Origin of the sequence: Nocardia sp. NPDC051756 (assembly GCF_040681495.1) — a bacterium.
Lineage (GTDB): Bacteria > Actinomycetota > Actinomycetes > Mycobacteriales > Mycobacteriaceae > Nocardia.
Window position 1 is genome coordinate 121,133 of sequence record NZ_JBFAYV010000009.1, and the last position, 20,135, is coordinate 141,267.

Consider the following 20,135-nt stretch of genomic DNA (forward strand, 5'->3'; position numbering starts at 1 on the left):
CGGCGCACGCCGAACACAGCCCGTGCGATCCATGCAGCGGACCGCGACCCGGCCGCGCGAAACGCGCGCCGGGAACGATTATTCCCTGCCGGCGCGCGATTGGTGACCCCACGGCGGCAGGACCTGCTCAGCTCAGCCGACCGAGCAGAATCCCCAGCTCGGCGCCGATCTCGGCGAGCGCCTCCGGCGCGGTCATCTGCGCGTGCGTCACCTCGACCGGCCGGTCGAGCACCGCACCCGTGACGTGCGGCGACCAGTCGGTCGCAGTGGCGCGAAGCACATCCGCCGGATCGGCGACCGCCGCGCTGAAGTACTCCACCGAGCCCTGGAACACCCCTGGACGGTGCTGCGCGATCAGTTCGGCCGAGCGGACCGCGCTGCGGTAGATCCGCCGCAACCGCTCGGGGGTCAGGGCGACCAGTTCCGGCGGGATCATCGCGTGCAGCGCGGCCAAGGCCTGGGCGCTGAGGTCGTAGATGTCGTCCTCGGCCGCGATCAGGTCGCCGCCGAGCCCGAGTTCGGCCAGCGCGCCGCGCACCGCCGCGCGGAAGCCCGCGACGTCGGGGTTCGGGTGGCTGTCCATCATGGCCAGCAGCTCGACCTGCTCGCCGGCGCCCTGGAGCTCGGTGGCGATGGCGTGCGCGAGCACACCGCCGAGCGACCAGCCGAGCAGCCGGTACGGGCCGTGCGGCTGCACGGTCCGGATCTCGGCGACGTAGCGGTGCGCCAGCTCGGCGATCGAGTCCGGCAGGTCGCCGTCCTCGGACAGCGCAGGCGACTGCACGCCGTAGATCGGCTGTTCGGCGGGCAGATGCTGGGCGAGGCCGGCGTAACTCCAGGCCAGGCCGTACATCGGATGCAGGCAGAACAGCGGCGCCGCGCTGCCCGCGGTGCGGATCGGCAGCAGGATGCCCATGCCCGCGTCGAGGTCGCGCTCCCCCGGCGCCTGCGCGTCGATCCGGGCGGCGAGCCCGGCGACCGTGGCGTCGGTGAAGAACCATTGCACGCTGACCGTCGCGCCGGTGGCCTCGCGCAGCCGCCCGACCGCCTGCGCGGCCAGCAGCGAGTTGCCGCCGAGGGTGAAGAAGTCGTCGTCGAGACCGACCGTCTCCGCGCCGAGCAGGTCGGCGAATACCCCGGCGATGGTCTGCTCCAGCGCCGAACTCGGGGCACGGAACGCGATCGCGCTGACGAATTCCGGTGCGGGCAGGGCCTTCCGGTCGAGCTTGCCGTTCGGGGTCAGCGGGAGCGCGTCCAGAACCACGATCGCGTCCGGGACCATGTAGCCGGTCAGGAACTCGGCGACCTCGGCCCGGACGGTCACCGGATCGAGGTCGGCCACGACATAACCGATGAGCCGGTCACCCTGGGCGTCCGAACGGACAAGGACGACGGCCTGATTCACGCCGGCGCAGCGCACCAGCGCCGCCTCGATCTCGCCGAGCTCGATCCGGAAGCCGCGCAGCTGCACCTGTTGGTCACTGCGACCGGCGTATTCGAGCAGAGCCTTGTCGCCGCAGTCCCGCCAGCGGCCGACGTCGCCGGTGCGGTACATCCGAGAACCGGGCGCGCCGAACGGATTCGCCACGAACCTGGTCGCGGTCAGGCCCGGCTTGCCCAGGTAGCCGCGGGACAGCTGCGCGCCGACGACGTGGATCTCGCCCGGCACGTCGAGCGGGGTCGGGTGCAGGCGCGGATCGAGCACGTAGGCGTCCAGGCCGGGGATCGCGCGGCCGATGACGCTGGCCGGATTGCCGCGGTCGCGCTCGTCCAGCGGCAGGAACGACACGTGCACCGTGGTCTCGGTGATGCCGTACATGTTCACCAAACGGGTTGCCGCGCCGTGCCGTTCGTACCAGCGCTCGAGCTTGCGCAGATCCAGGGCCTCGCCGCCGAACACGACGTAGCGCAGCGCCAGCGCGCCGGGCTCGGCGGCCCGATCGGCCTCCGCCAATTGGTAGAAGGCGGACGGGGTCTGGTTCAGCACCGTCACCCGCTCGCGAATCAGCAACTCGCGGAACTGTTCCGGCGACCGCGAGGTGACGTAGTCGACCACCACGACCGAGCCGCCGTGCGCGAGACCGCACCACAGTTCCCACACCGAGAAGTCGAACGCGAACGAGTGGAACAGCGTCCAGACGTCGTGTTCGTCGAAGCGGAACAGGGTTTGGGTGTTCGCGAACAGCTCGACGACATTGCGGTGCGCGACGCCGACGCCCTTCGGCACGCCGGTCGAGCCGGACGTGTAGATGACGTAGGCCAGGTTGTCCGGGTGCAGCGGCGCGCGCCGGTCGGCGTCGTGGATCGGCGCGTCGGCGAATGCCGTTGTCTCCTCGAACAAGACGACGGGCAGGTCACCGGTGGGCACCGCGGTCCGCTCGTCCGCCGTGGTCAGCACGCAGACCGGGGCGGCGTCGGCGAGCATGAACTCCAGTCGCTGCGCCGGGTAGGCGGAGTCGATCGGCAGGTAGGCGGCGCCGGTCGCGAGCACACCGAGCAGGGCGACCGGCAGGTCCTCGGTGCGCGGCACCGCAACGGCCACCAGCGATTCCGGTCCCGCGCCCTGGGCGATCAGTGCCCGGGCGACCTGGTTGGCACGGCGCTGCAACTCGCGGAAAGTAAGGGTGCGGTCGCCGAAGCGGATGGCGACCGCGTCCGGGCGACGCCACACCTGATCGGCGATGAGGCCGGGCAGGGTAGCGCCGGGCACCCAGGCACCGAGCGAATTCCATTCGTGCAGCACGAGTTCGCGTTCACCGGCGGCGAGCACGTCGATATCGCCGACGACCACCGCGGCGTCGGCCGTGACCGCCACGAGGATGCGGCGGAAGCGGTCGGCGAAGTTCTGCACGGTCGCGGCGTCGAACAGGTCCGTCGCGTAGCTGAAGACCGCCGAGATGCCTTGGCTGTCCGGCTGTTCCGCGACGGTGAGTTGCAGGTCGAACTTGGCCGCCTGGACCTGCGGATCGAGGCCGGCCACGGTCAGGCCGGGCAGTTCGAGCGAGGTCTGGGCCAGGTTCTGGAAGACCAGCATCACCTGGAACAGCGGATGCCTGGCCGCCGAGCGGACCGGGTCGAGCAGTTCGACCAGGCGCTCGAACGGCAGGTCTGCGTGGCCGAACGCGGCGACGTCGGTATCGCGCACGGCGGCGAGCAGCGCGTCGAAGGTGACGCCGGGCTCGACCTCGTTGCGCAGCACCAGGGTGTTGACGAACATGCCGATCAGGTCGTCGAGCTCGGCCTCACCGCGACCGGCGACCGGGGTGCCGATGGCGATGTCGGAGCTGCCGGACAGCCGGGCGAGCAGCACCGCGAGCGCGGCGTGCACGACCATGAACAGCGTCGAATTGTGCTGCTGGGCAACCCGGTCGAGCGCGGCGTGCAGGTCCGCGTCCAGCTCGAAGTCCAGCGTCGCGCCCCGGTAGGAGGCGGCCGCGGGGCGCGGGCGGTCGGCGGGCAGCGCCAGTTCGTCCGGCAGGGCGGCCAGCGCGGTGCGCCAGTAGTCGGCCTGCTGGGAGATCAGGCTCTGCGGGTCGTCCTCCGCGCCCAGCACTTCGCGCTGCCAGATGCTGTAGTCCGCGTACTGAACCGGGAGCGGGGCCCAGGCCGGTGCCGCGCCGCCGGTGCGAGCGGCGTAGGCCAGCATCAGGTCCCGGGTCAGCGGGCCCATCGACCAGCCGTCGGCGCTGATGTGGTGGGCGACGAAGACCAGGACGTAGTCGGTGGTGCCGGCGACCTGGAACAGGGTGGCGCGGAACGGAACCTCGGTGGTGACGTCGAAACCCGCTGCCACGACGCGGTATACCGAATCCGCGACGTCGGCGGCACCGATCTGCGCGGGCGTGAGATCGACCGAAATCTGTTCGGCGATGGACTGCACCGGGCCGTGCTGCGTCTGCGGGTAGGTGGTACGCAGGATCTCGTGGCGGGCCACCAGGTCCTGCACCGCCGATTGCAGTGCGGCGACATCGAGTTCGCCGGAGAGGCGGATGGCCGCCGGGATGTTGTAGACGGCGGAACCGGTGTCGAACTGGTTCAGGAACCACATCCGCTGCTGCGCCAGCGACAGCGGAATCTGTTCCGGGCGTGGGCCTGCGACCAGGGCCTTGCGGCCGGAGCCGACCTGCTGCTCGACCTTGACGGCCAGGCCGGCGACGGTCGAGGCCTCGAACAGCGCGCGAACGGGGACACGCGAATCCAGCGCCGCGCCGATCCGGGCGGCGACCTGCGTGGCCAGCAGCGAGTTACCGCCGAGGCCGAAGAAGTCGTCGTCCGCACCGACCTGATCGACACCGAGCACCTCGGCGTACACCGAGGCCACGATCTCCTCGATCGGAGTCGACGGCGCACGGAACGCCTGCGCCTCGAACTCCGGCTCCGGCAACGCCTTTCGATCCAGCTTGCCGTTTGCGTTGAGCGGCAACGCGTCGAGGACGACGAACGCCGCGGGCACCATGTACGACGGCAGGCCGGCGGTCAGTGCCGACTTCACCTGCGCCACATCGAGATCGGCTCCCGCGGGAACCAGGTAGCCGATCAGGCGATCACCGGTGCGCGGGTCCGACTTGGCGATGACAGCGGCCTGGGCAACCTCCGGCAGCGCGAGCAGCGCCGCGTCGATCTCGGCCAGTTCGATACGGAAGCCACGGATCTTCACCTGGAAGTCGGTGCGGCCCCGGTACTCCAGCTCACCGGAGGGCTTCCAGGCCACCAGGTCACCGGTGCGGTACATCCGGACGCCGGTCTGGAACGGGTTGGCCACGAACCGATCCGAGGTCAGATCCGCTCGGCCGAAGTAGCCGCGCGCGAGTTGTGCACCGGCCAGGTACAACTCACCGGAAACGCCCACTGGCACCGGCCGCAGGCGCGAATCCAGAACGAAGACCTGGCTGTTCCACTCCGGCGCGCCGACGGGCACCGAGGCCTGATCGTTGCGACCGACGCGGTGGCTGGTGATGGACACCGCGGCCTCGGTCGGGCCGTACAGGTTGAACAGCTCGACGCGCGGGTAGTCGCGCAGGAAGCGCTGCGCCAGTCCGGCCGGCAGCGCCTCGCCGATCGCGAGTACTCGCCACAGCGAGGTGGGAAAATCGCCGTTGGTGAGTGCGTCGAGCATCGACGGCACCGCGTGCAGGGTGGTGACCCATTCGCGGGCCATCAGGTCGTTGAGGTACGCGGGATCCTGGTGACCGTCGGGGGCGGCGATGACCAGTCGGCCACCACACACCGCCGCCGACCAGAACTCCCACACCGAAAGATCGAACGTCGCAGCGGTCTTCAACAGAATCGCATCCGCCGCATCGAGACCGAACTCGGTGACCTTCCACTGCAACTGATTCGCGATCGCCGCATGCGACACCGCAACACCCTTGGGCCGACCCGTCGAACCCGACGTGAAGATCACGTACGCCGTGTTCTCCGGACGAAGCGGCGCAACGCGTTCGGCATCGGTGACCGGAGAGGCATCCAGTCCGTCGAGATCGAGTTTATCGATCCGCACCAAAGGCGCGACATCGGTGGTGAACTCGGCGTCGGCGTTGGTCAGCACGCATACCGGTGCGGCCGTCTCGAGGATGTAGCCGGTGCGTTCCGCGGCCTGCGCCGGATCCACCGGCACGTACGCCCCACCGGTCTTCGCCACCGCGTACATCGCCACGACCAGGTCGACCGAACGACGGAACGCCAAGGCGACCCGCGACTCCGGCCCGACGCCGAGCGAGATCAATTGCCGGGCAAGCCGATTGACCCGGGCATCCAGCTCCGCGTAGGTCACCTTTTCGCGACCGGTCGGCAGATCGACCACGAGCGCAACAGATCGCGGATCGGCGGCCACGGCGGCATCCAACAGCGAAACCAGCGTCGCCGACTCGTCGACCTGCTGCTCGGTGGCGTTCCACCCGGCCAGCACGTCGTCGCGCTCGACCGCGTCGAGCACCTCGATATCCCCGACCGGCGTCGTCGCGTCCGCCACCACGGCGGCCAGGATCCGCGCGAACCGCTCGGCGAAGCCCTGCACGGTCGCGGCATCGAAAAGGTCTGTCGCATAGGTGAAGAACCCGCCCATGCCGGTCGGCACGCCGGACTCGTCGTAGCCGTCGCCCACGATCAGATGCAGATCGAACTGCGACACCGCCAGATCCGCGTCCAGCCCCGCCACCGCGAGGCCGGGCAGTTCGAGCGCGGCCCGGGCAATGTTCTGGAACGACAACCCCACCTGGAACAGCGGATGGTGCGCCGTCGAGCGCGGCGGGTTGAGCACCTCGACCAGGCGCTCGAACGGAATGTCCGCGTGCGCGAACGCTTGCAGGTCGGATTCCCGCTGCCGGCTGAGCAAGTCGACGAACGACTCACCCGACTCGAACTGGGTCCGGAACACCACGGTGTTCACGAACATGCCGATCAGGTCGTCCAGTTCCCGCTCGCCACGACCGGCCAGCGGCGTGCCGATGGCGACGTCCACCGAGCCCGAGAGCCGGGCCAGCAGCACCGCCAGCGCGGTATGCACGACCATGAACAGCGTCGCGCCCTGTGCGCGAGCGAGTTCCACGAGACCGGCATGGGTGGCGGCATCGATCTGCACATCTACCCGGGCGCCGGCCATCGACGCGATCGCCGGTCGCGGCCGATCGGTCGGCAGCTCCAGCAGATCCGGCAGGTCGGCCAGGTGCGAGCGCCAGAAGCTGATCTGCTGCGCGGCAATGGATTCGGCGTCGGTCTCGTCGCCGAGCACCGCCCGCTGCCACAGCGCGTAGTCGGCGTACTGCACCCGCAGCGGTGCCCAGTTCGGCGCCTCACCCGCGGTTCGCGCGGCATAGGCGATCATCACGTCACGCACCAGCGGGCCCATCGAGGATCCGTCGGCGGCGATGTGATGCACCACGACGGCCAGCACATACGTGTCCGCGACGCCGTCGACCTGGAGCAGCGCCACCCGCACCGGGACCTCGGTGGTCACGTCGAACGAACTCGACGCCAGCGTGTACACCGCGCTCGCCACGTCGGCCTCGCTCAGCAGCCGCGGCGCGACATCCAGTGCAATCCCGTTGGGCGGCAACACCACCTGGATCGGGCCGGTGGACGTCTCCGGGTAGACCGTGCGCAGCACCTCGTGCCGGGCCACTACGTCGTGCAGCGCCGCACCGAGCGCGGCGACATCCAGCGCGCCGGTCAGCCGCAGCGCGAACGGCAGGTTGTAGGCGGCCGATCCGGCCGCATCGTCGTCCTGGTCGAAGCGGTTGAGGAACCACATCCGGCGCTGCGCCAGCGACAGCGGCAATTCCTCCGGCCGCTCGATGCTGCCCAGCTCGACGCCCGGCCGATTGTGCACCTGCGAATCGATCACGGAGGCAAGGCCGGCCACGGTCGGCGCCTCGAACAGCGTCCGCACCGGCACCCGGCCGCCGACCGCGGCGCCGAGCCGCGCGACCGCCTGGGTGGCGATCAGCGAGTTGCCGCCGAGCGCGAAGAAGTCGTCGTCGGCGCCGACCCGGGTCAGCCCGAGCACCTCGCCGAAGACGCCCGCGATGATCTCCTCGACCGCCGTTGCGGGCGCGCGGAATTCGCGCGCGGTGAACATCGGCTCCGGCAGCGCCTTGCGATCCAGCTTGCCGCTGGCGTTCAGCGGGAGCTCGTCGAGCGCGACGATGGCGGCCGGAACCATGTAGGCGGGCAGCGTTTCCGCGATGGCGCCGCGAAGTTCCTGCGGGTCGATCCGCGCGCCGGGGGCGGCGACCGCATAGGCGACCAGCTGGTCACCGAGCGTCGACTGGCTGACCAGCGCGACCGCCTGGCTCACCGAAGCCTGGGCCAGCAGCGCGGTTTCGATCTCGCCGAGTTCGATGCGCTGACCGCGGAACTTCACCTGGAAGTCGGTGCGCCCGATGTAGTCGAGCACCATGTCCTCGTCGGCGTCCGCGCCGGAAGCCTTGCGCCACACCACGAGATCGCCGGTGCGGTACATGCGCTGACCGCTGCCGAACGGGTTCGCGACGAAGCGATCCGCGGTCAGATCCGGCCTGCGGACGTAACCGCGGGCCAGCTGGTCACCGGCCAGATACAGCTCACCGGCCACACCGTCCGGAACCGGGCGCAGGCGCGCGTCGAGCACGTAGACCCGGGTGTTCCACTGCGGCAACCCGATCGGCACCGAGCGGGTGTCCGAACCGTCGGCCGGCCAGTACGTCACCGACACGGCGGCCTCGGTCGGGCCGTAGAGGTTGTGCACGTCCGCGTCGATCACCGCGTGCACCGCGGTGACCGTCTCCGGCGGCAGCGCCTCGCCGATCACGAAGATCTGCTCCAGCGTCGGGATGGCGCCCTTGGCGGTGTGCGCCGCGAAGATGGTCAGCATCGACGGCACGAAGTCGGTGACCGTCACCGACTGCGCGGCAATGGTTTCCGCGACGTAAGCCGGGTCACGATGCCCGTCCGGGGTCGCGACGACCAGTTTCGCGCCGACCCGCAGCGGCATGAAGAAGCCCCACAGCGACACATCGAAGGTGGTCGCGGTCTTCTGCAGGTAGACGTCGTCCTCGTGCAGCGGGTACTCGGCGAGCATCCACTCGATCTGATTGTTGATCGCCGCGTGCGACACGGCGACGCCCTTGGGGCGACCGGTGGAGCCCGAGGTGAAGATGACGTAGGCCGGGTTCTGCGGCGAGACCGGACGGAGCAGCTCGTCCTTGCGGACCGGCGCGCCGTCGAACCGCGAAAGGTCGGCGGTGTCGATCGCCACCGCGGCGACGCCGGCCGGCAACGCGACCGCATCGGCGGAAGTCGTGACGACGCAGGCAGGTTGGGCGGTATCGAGAATGTGCGCGATCCGCTCGGCCGGATGATCCGGATCCAACGGCACATACGCGCCACCCGCGGTCACGATCGCGTACATACCGACAACCAGATCGAGCGAGCGGCGAATCGCCAGACCCACCAACGACTCCGCGCCGACACCCTGCGAAATCAGCAACCGGGCAAGCTGATTGACCCGCTGATCGAATTCCCGATATGTGAGCTCAGTGCCCTCGTAGACCACCGCGACGGCATCCGGGGTGGTCGCCACGGCCTGTCGATAGCCGTCGAGCAGCAGATGCGGGGCCACGCGCTGCCGAGTGTCGTTCCACTCGAACAGCATCCGATCCCGCTCGACCAGCGACAACAGATCGGCATCGCCCATCGCCCGGTCCGGGTCGGCGGTGACCGCGCGCAGCAGCCTGCGGAACCGGGCGGCGAACCGCGCCACCGTCGCCGCGTCGAACAGATCGGTGGCGTAGGTGAACATGGCCGACAGACCGGTGTTCTCGCCCTCGTGCGGGGTGACCGTCAGTTGCAGATCGAACTTGGCCGCCGCGCCGTCCAGATCCAGGGCGGACGCCGACAGCCCCGGTAGTTCCAACGCGGGCTTCTCCATGTTCTGGAAGAACAGCGCCACCTGGAACAGCGGATGATGCGCCTGCGAGCGCGCCGGATCGAGCACCTCGACGAGCCGCTCGAACGGCAGCTCCACATGCGAGAAGGCCGCGAGGTCAACCTTTTTGGCCGACTCGACCAGCTCGCGGAACGACGCGCCGGGTGCGCTGTCGGTGCGCAGCACGAGCATGTTGACGAACATGCCGATCAGCCCGTCCAGCTCCGCCTCGCCCCGACCGGCCACCGGCGTACCGATGGCGATGTCGGGCGTACCCGACAGCCTGGCCAGCAGCGCCGCGAACGCCGCGTGCACCACCATGAACAGCGACGCGCCGGTATCGAGCGCGAGCGCGTCGAGCTTGGCCCTGGTCTGCGCGTCCACCTCGAACGTGTGCACGCCGCCGCGACCGGACGGCACCGCGGGCCGCGGCCGATCCGCGGGCAGTTCGAGCCGACCCGGCAGACCGGCCAAAGCCGTTCGCCAGTAACCGATCTGCTCGGCGGCCACCGACCTCGGATCGTTCTCGTCGCCGAGCATCGCGCGCTGCCACAGGGCGAAGTCGGCGTACTGCACCGGCAACGGAGCCCAACCCGGCGCGGAACCCGCGCTGTGTTCACCCGCCCCGTCGGCTCCGCCTCCTGCCATCCCCGAGCGAGCAAAGTAAGCAACAGTGAGGTCCTGCACCATCGGCGCCATCGACGTACCGTCAGCCGCGATGTGATGCACCACGACCGCGAGCACGTGATCGCCGTCGCCCAACCGGAACAGCGCCATCCGCAGCGGCACCTCGGCCGCCACATCGAATCCGGCCAGCATGAACTCGGCCAGCCTGCTCGGCAGCTCGGACTCGGCGACCTCGGTCGCCACCAGCTCCGGAATCGCCTGCGCCGCAGGCAACACCACCTGATAGCCGGTGCCGTCCAGCGCCGGGTAGACCGTGCGCAGCGTCTCGTGGCGCTCGACCAGATCGGCGACCGCGGCTTGCAGCGCGGGCACGTCCAGCGCGCCGGACAACCGGATGGCGAACGGAATGTTGTTCGCCGCCGAGGCGGTATCGAACTGGTTCAGGAACCACATCCGCTGCTGGGCCAGCGACAGCGGAATGTGTTCGGGGCGCGGCATCGGCGCCAGCGCCTGCCTGCCGCCGGAGCCGGTGAACGGGGCGAGCCGCGCCGCCAGGCCGGCGACCGTCGGCGCCTCGAAGACCGTGCGCGCGGGCACCCTGGCGCCGATCTGCGCGCCGAGCCTGGCCACCACCTTGGTGGCGACCAGCGAGTTGCCGCCGAGCTCGAAGAAGTCGTCGTCGGCGCCGATCTCGGCGCCGGTGTCGAGCAGTTCCGCGAAGACCTGCGCGACCAGCTGCTCCAGTTCGCCACTGGGCGCGCGGAATTCCTTGGTCTGCAACTGCGGTGCGGGCAGTGCGCGCCGGTCCAGCTTGCCGGTCGGCGACAGCGGGATCTCGTCGAGCACGGTGATGGTGGTGGGCACCATGTGCGCGGGCAGCCGTTGCTCGGCGGTCGCGATCAGCTCGTCGGTGTCCACCGCCGCGCCCGGCGCGGCCAGCACGTAGGAGGCCAGAATCGTTGTGCCGCTGTCGAGCTCGTGCCCGATGGTGACCGCGAAGTCGACACTCGCGTGCGTGGCGAGCACCGCGTCGATCTCGCCCAGCTCGATGCGGAAGCCGCGCACCTTCACCTGGAAGTCGTTGCGCCCCGCGTACTCCAGCCTGCCCTCGGCCGTCCAGCGGACCAGGTCGCCGGAGCGATACAACCGAGAACCGTTGGGGTCGAACGGATTCGCCACGAACCGCGCGGCGGTGAGCGCCGGGCGATCGTGATAGCCGCGGGCCACCTGCGCGCCCGCGATGTACAGCTCGCCGACCACGCCGTCCGGGACCGGCGAAAGCCGCTCGTCCAGCACGTATTCGGTGACGCCGCGGATCGGGCCGCCCATGGTCAGCGGGGCGTCCAGCACCAGCGGCGCGCCGATGTTCACCACGATCGTGGTCTCGGTCGGCCCGTAGACGTTGAACAGCGCGCGGACGCCGCCGGTGACCGGAAGGATCCAGCGCCGCACCAGATCCGGCGGCCAGGCCTCGCCGCCGACCGCGACGACCCCGAGGTCGTCCAGCCCGGCCGGATCGATCGAGGCCAGCGCGGCGGGGGTGATGAACGCGTGGGTCACCCGCTCGCGGCGCAGCAGCTCGGCGAGATCGTCACCGCCGAACACCGTCGGCGCCACCACGACCATGGTCGCCGCGCCACCGAGGGCGAGCAGCAGCTCCAGCATCGAGGCGTCGAACGAGGGCGAGGAAAAGTGCAGCGTCCGTGCGGTACTCGTGACGCCGTAGTGGGTGCGCTGCTCCTCGCAGAACCCGGCCAGACCGGCCTGGGTGGCGACCACGCCCTTCGGCGCGCCGGTCGAACCGGAGGTGTAGATGACCCAGGCCGGATGCTCGGCGCGCAGCTGACGCACCCGATCGGCGTTGGTGATCGGCTCGGTCGAGTGCCGCTCCAGCGAGCGCAGGGTGGCCTCGCTGTCGATGACCAGCCATTCGACCTGCGCGGGCAGCTGGGTGGCGGACTGTCCAGTGGTCAGTCCGAAGACCGCACCGGAGTCCTTCACCATGTGTTCGATCCGGTCGGCCGGATAGTTCGGGTCCACCGGCACGAAGCCGGCGCCGGACTTGGCCACGGCCCAGACCGCGACCACGGAGTCGATCGAGCGCGGAACACCGATCGCGACAAGATCTTCCGGGCCGACGCCGCGTTCGATCAGCAGCCGCGCCAAGCGGGTCGACCGCTCGTCGAGCTCGGCGTAGCTCAGTTGCGCCAGTGTCGCTGTGGCGTCGGCATAGGTGAGGGCGATGCCGTCCGGGTTCGCTTCGACGGCGGTCGCCATCAGCTGCGGCAGGGTGATGACCCGGGGTCGCCGGGTCCGCGCCGGCCGGACACGAGCGGAACGCGTCATGCGTTCACCAGTGCCAGGATCTTGCTTCCCCGCCGGCCATCAGCACGCACGTCCCCAACTACACGAACCATGAAACTCTGCTCATCCTGCCTGTCGAACATGTTGAAGCCACACTTGCCGCGGGCGCCTCGATTCGGCGAACCGGTCCCGAGTGACCCTAGTCATGTTTTTAGGGGCTTGCACCCGATACTCGACGGGATTTACCCCGCACGCAGCAGATCGGCCAGGGCGACGACCGTCGCCACCTGCGTCCATGCGCCGCCGACATCACCGCCGTCGGCGAGCACCACGGCTCGGAGATCCTCCAGTGCCGCCGGATCGAGGGTACTGGCTGCGGCGCGATCGGTCAGCAGGTGGCTGACCCACTCGTCGGCCAGCGCCTCGGTCAGGTCGGCGTCGTCGGGGACCAGCACCATGGAGGCGCCGCAGGAACCCGCCGCCACCACCTCGATCAGCGCCAGCTCCGCCGGGCCGCCGAACTGGAAGGTGCGCGATTCGAAGGTCAGCTCGGTGCCGGTGCGCAACTGGTCCGCGGCGCCCGCCAACTGGTCGTAGCTGAGGGTGCGCGTCCCGACGTAGGCCGGATCGGTGCCACGCAACACGCGCGTGCGGTGCGCGTAGGTGACCGGTCGTGGCGACTCCGCCGCTATCTGCGCGGCCACCGCGGGATCGTCGAGCACGAGCCAGTCGACCTCACTCGCGGTGGGCACGGCGGCACTGGTGAGTCCGACCTTGACGACCGGGCCCGCCGGGATCGGCGCGTCGGCCGAGGCCAGCGGAACCACCGCGGCGCCGGCCTTCAGCACGGACCAGGTCGCGACGACGGCGTCGACACCGCGGTCGAACCGGACCGCGACACCGTCACCCGGGCCGCAGCCCCGAGCGGCCAGCACGCGGGCCAGCCGGGACGAGCGGGCGTCGAGTTCCTGGTAGGACACCGCGTCCTCACCGGAGACCAGCGCGGGGCCGTCCGGGTCGTCCTCGACCACCGCGGTCAGCGCCTGGGTCAGCGCGGTTCCGGTGGTGGCCGTCGCGCCCGCGGCGCTGGGCTCCTGCGCGGATTCCGCGGCGGACTGCACCCGCTCGCGCTCCTGGGCGTCGAGCAGGTCGATATCGCCCACCCGCACGGTCGGATCGGCGACCACCGCGGCCAGCACCCGTTCCAACCTGCGGCACAGCGCCTGCACCGTGGACTCGTCGAAAAGGTCTGTCGCGTAGGTGATCGCGGTGATCAGCTCGTCCGGGGCGCCGTCCGCGGTGTGCCGCGGATCGACGTTCACCTGGAGGTCGAACTTGGCCGCGATCTCGCCGCCGTCCAGTCCGGTGATGGTCAGGCCGGGCAGCTCCAGCTTGGGCTGCTCGTTGTTCTGGAAGGACAGCACCACGCCGAACAGCGGGTTGTAGACCGTCGCGTGACCGGCGGCGACCACCTCGGCGACCCGTTCGAACGGGATGTCCGCGTTGGCGAACGCGGCCAGGTCCGTCTCCCTGGCCCGGTCGACGAGTTCGGCGAAGGTGACGCCGGACTCGACCGCGGTGCGCAGGGTGAGCGTGTTGACGAACATGCCGACCAGCTCGTCCAGCGCGCGTTCGCCGCGACCCGCGATCGGCGTGCCGATGGCGATGTCGCTGCTGTTCGACTGCCGGGCCAGCAGCACCGCCAGCGCGGCGTGCACGACCATGAACAGCGTCGAATTGTGTTCGCGCGCAAGCCGGACCAGCGCGGCGTGTACATCCGGCGAGACCGCGAAGCCGGTCGAGGCGCCGCGCATCGACGGCACCGCGGGGCGCGGGCGGTCCAGCGGCAGGTTCAGCTCGCCGGTCAGTCCGTCGAGCTGGTGCCGCCAGAACGCCAACTGCTTTGCCGCGATGGAGTTCTCGTCGTCGTCGGTGCCGATGACCGTGCGCTGCCAGCTGGCGAAGTCCGCGTACTGCACCTCCAGCGGCGACCAGCGCGGCGAATTGCCGCCGATCCGCGCGAGATACGCGGTCACCAGGTCGCGGGCCAGCGGGGCCATCGAGGCGCCGTCGGCGGAGATGTGGTGCACGACCAGCGCGAGCAGGTGCTCGTCCTGGCCGACCGCGAGCAGCAGCGCGCGCACCGGAACCTGTTGGGTCACATCGAATCCGGTGGACAGCAGCTCGGTGATGCGGCCGATCGGATCCGCGGTGGAGACGGTCTCCAGGCCACCGGGCAGCGACTCGCGGACCGAGAGGATCTCCTGGTAGGCCACGCCGGCCGGGTCCGCCGGGTAGCGGGTGCGCAGCGTCTCGTGCCGCTCCAGCACGTCGGCGACGGCGTTGCGCAGCGCGGGCACGTCGAGCACGCCGGAGAGCCGGATGGCCAGCGGGATGTTGTAGGCGGGCGAGTCCGGGTCGAACTGGTTGAGCACCCACATCCGTTGCTGCGCAAGCGACAACGGCACCCGGTCGGTGCGCGGCATCCGGGCCAGCGGCGGCCGGGCGCCGGACGCCTTGGCCGCGCCGGGCACGACCCGGGCGGCGAGCGCGGCGACGGTGGGCGACTCGAACAGTTCGCGCACGACGAGGTTCGCGTCGAGCGCCTCGTTGATCCGGGCGACCACCCGGGTGGCCAGCAGCGAGTTGCCGCCGAGGCCGAAGAAGTCGTCGTCCAGGCCGATCTCGTTCGCGCCGAGCAGGCCGGCGAACACCTCGGCGACCGCCTGCTCGACCGGCGAGCCGGGCGCGCGGAAGGTGGCGGTGCTGAGGAATTCCGGTGCGGGCAGGGCCTTTCGGTCCAGCTTGCCGTTCGGCGTCAGCGGGAGCACATCCAGCACGACAATGGCGTCCGGCACCATGTAGCCGGTGAGGAATTCGCCTACCTGGGCACGCAATTCGGCCGGGTCGAGCTGAATTCCGGTGTCCGGCACGGCATATCCGATGAGCCGGTCGCCCGCGTTCTCGTCCGCGAGCACCAGCACCACCGCTTGGCTCACCCCGGGGCAGCGCACCAGCGCCGACTCGATCTCTCCGAGCTCGATCCGGAAACCGCGCAACTGCACCTGCTGATCGCCACGACCGGCGTACTCCAGCGTCGCCTGCCCGCCGAAGCCGACCCAGCGGCCGATGTCGCCGGTGCGGTACATCCGAGATCCCGGCGCGCCGAACGGATTCGCGACGAACCGGCTCGCGGCCAGGCCGGGACGGCCGAGGTAGCCGCGGGACAGCTGAGCGCCGGCCACGTAGATCTCGCCGGCCACGCCGACCGGCGACGGGTGCAGCCGGTCCTCGAGCACATAGGCGTCCAGGCCGGGCAGCGCGCGACCGATGACGCTGGCCGCGTTGTCCACCATCTGCTCGTCCAGCGACAGGAACGACACGTGCACCGTGGTCTCGGTGATGCCGTACATGTTGACCAGCCACGGCGCATCCACCGCGTGCCGCTCGTACCAGCGCTGCAACTGGCGCAGGTCCAGCGCTTCACCGCCGAACACCACGTAGCGCAGCGCGAACTTGGCCTGATCGGCGCTCTGCGCGGCCCGATCCGCCTCGGCGAGCTGATAGAACGCCGACGGGGTCTGGTTGAGCACGGTGACCTGTTCGCGAATCAGCAACTCGCGGAACAGTTCCGGCGACCGGGAGGTCAGGTAGTCGACCACCACGACGGTGCCGCCGTTGGCCAGCGCGCACCACAGCTCCCAGACCGAGAAGTCGAAGGCGAACGAGTGGAACAGCGTCCACACGTCGGTCTCGTCGAACTCGAACATCGACTGGGTGTTGGCGAACAGCTGCACCACATTGCGGTGCGCGACGCCGACGCCCTTCGGCACGCCGGTGGAACCGGAGGTGTAGATGACGTAGGCCAGATTGTCCGGCCGCAGCGGCGCGGTCCGCTCGGACGCACGCACTGGAGCATCGGCGAAGTCGGCCGTATCCTCCAGCAGGATGACCGGAATATCGCCCGCGGGAACGGATTCCAGCTCGCCGGCGGTGGTCAGGATGCACGCCGGAGCGGCATCGGTGAGCATGAACTCCAGCCGCTGCGCGGGGTAGGTCGTGTCGATCGGCAGGTATCCGGCACCGGCGGTGAGCACCGCGAGCAGCGCGACCGGCAGCTCCTCGGTACGCGGAACCGCAACGGCCACCAGTGCTTCCGGGCCGACGCCCTGGGCGATCAGCGCGCGGGCCACCTTGTTGGCGCGGCGCTGCAACTCGCCGAAAGTGATAGTGGTGTCGCCGAAGCGGATCGCTCCCGCGTCGGGACGCCTGCGCGCCTGGGCGCCGATCAGATCCACGAGGGTCACCTCGGGCACCGAGGCGCCCGGGCTGTTCCACTCGTGCAGCACCAGATCGCGCTCGCCCCGGGCGAGCACATCGATATCGCCGACGGTGACGTCGGAATCGCCGGCGACCGCGGCCAGGATCCGGCCGAAGCGGTCGGCGAAGTCCTGCACGGTGGCCTCGTCGAACAGGTCGGTGGCGTAGGTGAAGGCGGCCGAAATGCCTTCCGCGGCACCGTGCCGGTCGATCCGCTCGACCAGGGCCAGTTGCAGATCGAACTTCGCCAGCGGCATCGCCAGATCCACCGCCGAGGCCGACAGGCCGGGCAGTTCCAGTTCGGTGCGGGCCAGGTTCTGGAAGGTCAGCATCACCTGGAACAGCGGGTGCCTGGCCGCCGAGCGGGCCGGATCCAGCAGTTCCACCAGCCGCTCGAACGGCACGTCGGCGTGGCCGAAGGCCTCCACGTCGACCCGGCGGACCTCGCGCAGCAGCTCGTCGAATGTCGCGCCGGAGTCGATATTCGTGCGCAGCACCAGGGTATTGACGAACATGCCGATCAGGTCGTCCAGCGCGGCCTCGCCGCGGCCGGCGACCGGGGTGCCGACGGCGATGTCCCTGGTGCCGGACAGCCGGGCCAGCAGCACCGCGAGCGCGGCGTGCACGACCATGAACAGCGTCGAATTGTGGTTGTGCGCAAGGCGGCTCAGCGCGCCGTGCACGTCGGGGCCGATCTCGAAGGCGAGGGTGGCGCCGTGGTTGGACGCGACCGCGGGCCGCGGCCGGTCGGCGGGCAGCTCCAATTGCTCGGGCAGCGCGGCCAATTCGGTGCGCCAGTAGTCGATCTGCTTGGCCAGCACCGATTCCGGGTCGTCCTCGGCGCCGAGGATCTCGCGCTGCCAGATCGCGTAGTCGGCGTACTGCACCTCGAGCGGCGGCCATTCCGGTGCGCCACCGCGCATCCGGTCCAGGTAGGCGGCCATCAGGTCGCGGGTCAGCGGGCCCATCGAGAAGCCGTCGCCTGCGATGTGGTGCACCACGCAGACCAGCACGTGCTCGGTCTCGCTCAGCTCGAGCAGCCGAACCCGCACGGGCGGCGCCAGCGTCACGTCGAAGCCCTCGGTCACCACAGCGGCGACCAGCCCGGGCAGCTCGGCCTCGGTGGCCGGCTCGACCACGAATTCCGCGACCGCGCGCGGATCGCCGATCGAGAGCACCCGCTGGTAGCCCTCGCCGTCCACCTCGGGGTAGAGCGTGCGCAGCACCTCGTGCCGCTCGGTGAGGTCACGCACGGCGGCGTGCATCGCGTCGATGTCGAGGTGCCCGGACAGGCGCACCGCGGCCGGAATGTTGTTGACCGCACTGCTCGGATCGAACCGGTTCAGGAACCACATCCGCTGCTGCGCGTAGGACAGCGGCACCCGCGACGGACGCGGACGGGCGTGCAACGCCTGCCCGGCGGCCGAACCCGCGTGCTGCTCGACCCGCTCCGCGAGCGCGGCCACGGTGGTCGCCTCGAACAGCAGCTGCACCGGCACCCGCACCTGCAACGCCGACCCGATCCGGGCGGCGGCCTGCGCGGCGAGCAGCGAGTTGCCGCCGAGTTCGAAGAAGTCGTCGTCCACGCCGACCCGGCCCTCGTCGCCGGCCACCAGCAGCGCGGCGAACACGTCGGCGACGATCTCCTCGACCGGCGTCGACGGGGCCCGGAAAGCCTTGGCGGCGAACACCGGTGCGGGCAGGGCCGCGCGGTCCAGCTTGCCGACCGGAGTCAGCGGGATCTCGTCGAGCACCATGATGGCGGCCGGAATCATGTACCCGGCCAACGACTCTCCGATGAACTCGGCGAGTTCGCCGGTGTCGACGGCGGTTCCGGCGCGCGGCAGCACGTAGGACACCAGCGCGGTCGCGCCGGACGGCAGCGTCTTGCCGAGGGTAGCCGCGTAGTCGATGTCCGGGTGCGCGGTCAGCGCGTTGTCGATCTCGCCGAGTTCGATACGGAAACCACGGATCTTGACCTGGAAGTCGGAGCGACCCAGGTACTCGATCGTGCCGCCGTCCTCGGATTCGCTGCGCCGCACCAGGTCTCCGGTGCGATAAAGCCGCGCCCCCGGAGTATCGGTGTCCGCGCCGAACGGGCTGGCCACGAAGCGCTCCGCGGTGAGCCCCGGCTTGCCCAGATAGCCCTGCGCGAGTGCGGGACCCGACAGATACAGCTCACCGACCACACCGGCAGGCACCGGCCGCAGCCGCGAATCCAGCACGAACGCACCGACTCCCGGAATCGCCGAGCCGATCGTGATGACGCCGTCGGCCGCCATCGGCGCCGAGCTGGTCGCGAGAATGGAGGCCTCGGTCGGGCCGTAACCGTTGTAGAACTCGCGGTCCGCGGTGGCCCAGCGGCCGACCAGTTCCGGACCGAACTTGTCGCCGGCCACGACGACGACCCGCAGGTCGTCCAGGTCGGTGGGATCGACCGATTCCAGCGCGCCCGGGGTGATCAGCATGTGGGTGACGCGTTCGCGGCGCAGCAGATCGGCCAGCTCGTAGCCGCCGAACACCGACGGCGGCGCGATCACCAGCGTCGCGCCGGCGGAGAAGGCGAGCAGCAACTCCAGGATCGAGACGTCGAAGTTCGGCGAGCACACGTGCAGCACCCGCGAATCGGCGGTCACGCCGTAGTGCTCGCGCTCGGCGGCGACCAGGCCGGCCAGGCCGGTGTGGGTGACCACGACGCCCTTGGGCCGTCCGGTCGAACCCGAGGTGTAGATGACGTAGGCCGGGTGCCGCTCGTCGAGCGGGCGCACCCGGTCGGTGTAGGAGATCGGGTGCTCGGGGCGGGCGGCGATCCGCGCGGCCTGCACCGGGTCGTCCAGCTCGATCCAGTACACGCCGGTGCCGAGCACCGGGCGGTGGGCCGAGGTGGTGAGCCCGACGGTGGCGCCGGAGTCGGACAGGATGTGGTTGATCCGGTCGGTCGGGTAGGCCGGATCCACCGGCACGTACGCGGCGCCGGTCTTGGCGATGGCCCACACGGCGATGACCGACTGGAGGCTGCGGGCGATGCCGATGGCGACCACGTCGCCCGGTCCGACACCGCGCTCGATCAGTTCCCTGGCCAGCCGCGAGGAGGTCGCGTCCAGTTGGGCGTAGGTCAGCTGGCGTTCGTCGTCGAGCTGGCCCGACGGATTGAAGCGAACGGCGACCTCATTGGCCTCGGATTCGACGGCGGCGGTCAGCAACTGCCCGAACAGCGGGCTGCCCGACCTGCGGCGACGGCTACCACGAGCGGAACGACGGGCAGTTTCCATTCGAGTGCATTCACCTCTCGCATCGAGCTAGGACCCGGCCCTACCCATATCGAGGGCGTATCGTCCGGGGCCAGCGCGGTCCGAGCAATCATATAAGGGACTGCTCAGTACCCACGCCTTGCTGTCTTTGATTGATACGGACCGCTGACCGCGGTCCGCCCCCTTGTTCGGGCTCCTGTCTTTCCCACATCCGCCGCTGCCCCCATGGA

The 20,135-nt window shown here is 70.2% G+C and carries 2 protein-coding genes; both read right to left on the reverse strand.

All coding sequences use genetic code 11. The features are described 5' to 3' along the window. Positions 1–127 precede the first annotated feature (127 nt). Positions 128–12,376 carry an amino acid adenylation domain-containing protein gene (locus AB0M22_RS35435; RefSeq protein WP_364736308.1) on the reverse strand — a complete coding sequence of 4,083 codons (12,249 nt, stop codon included), beginning with the start codon at positions 12,374–12,376 and terminating at the stop codon, positions 128–130. A gap of 200 nt (positions 12,377–12,576) precedes the next feature. After that, positions 12,577–19,926 (reverse strand): amino acid adenylation domain-containing protein, encoded by a 7,350-nt coding sequence (locus AB0M22_RS35440; protein WP_364736310.1) that lies wholly within the window; start codon positions 19,924–19,926, stop codon positions 12,577–12,579. Positions 19,927–20,135: the final 209 nt, after the last annotated feature.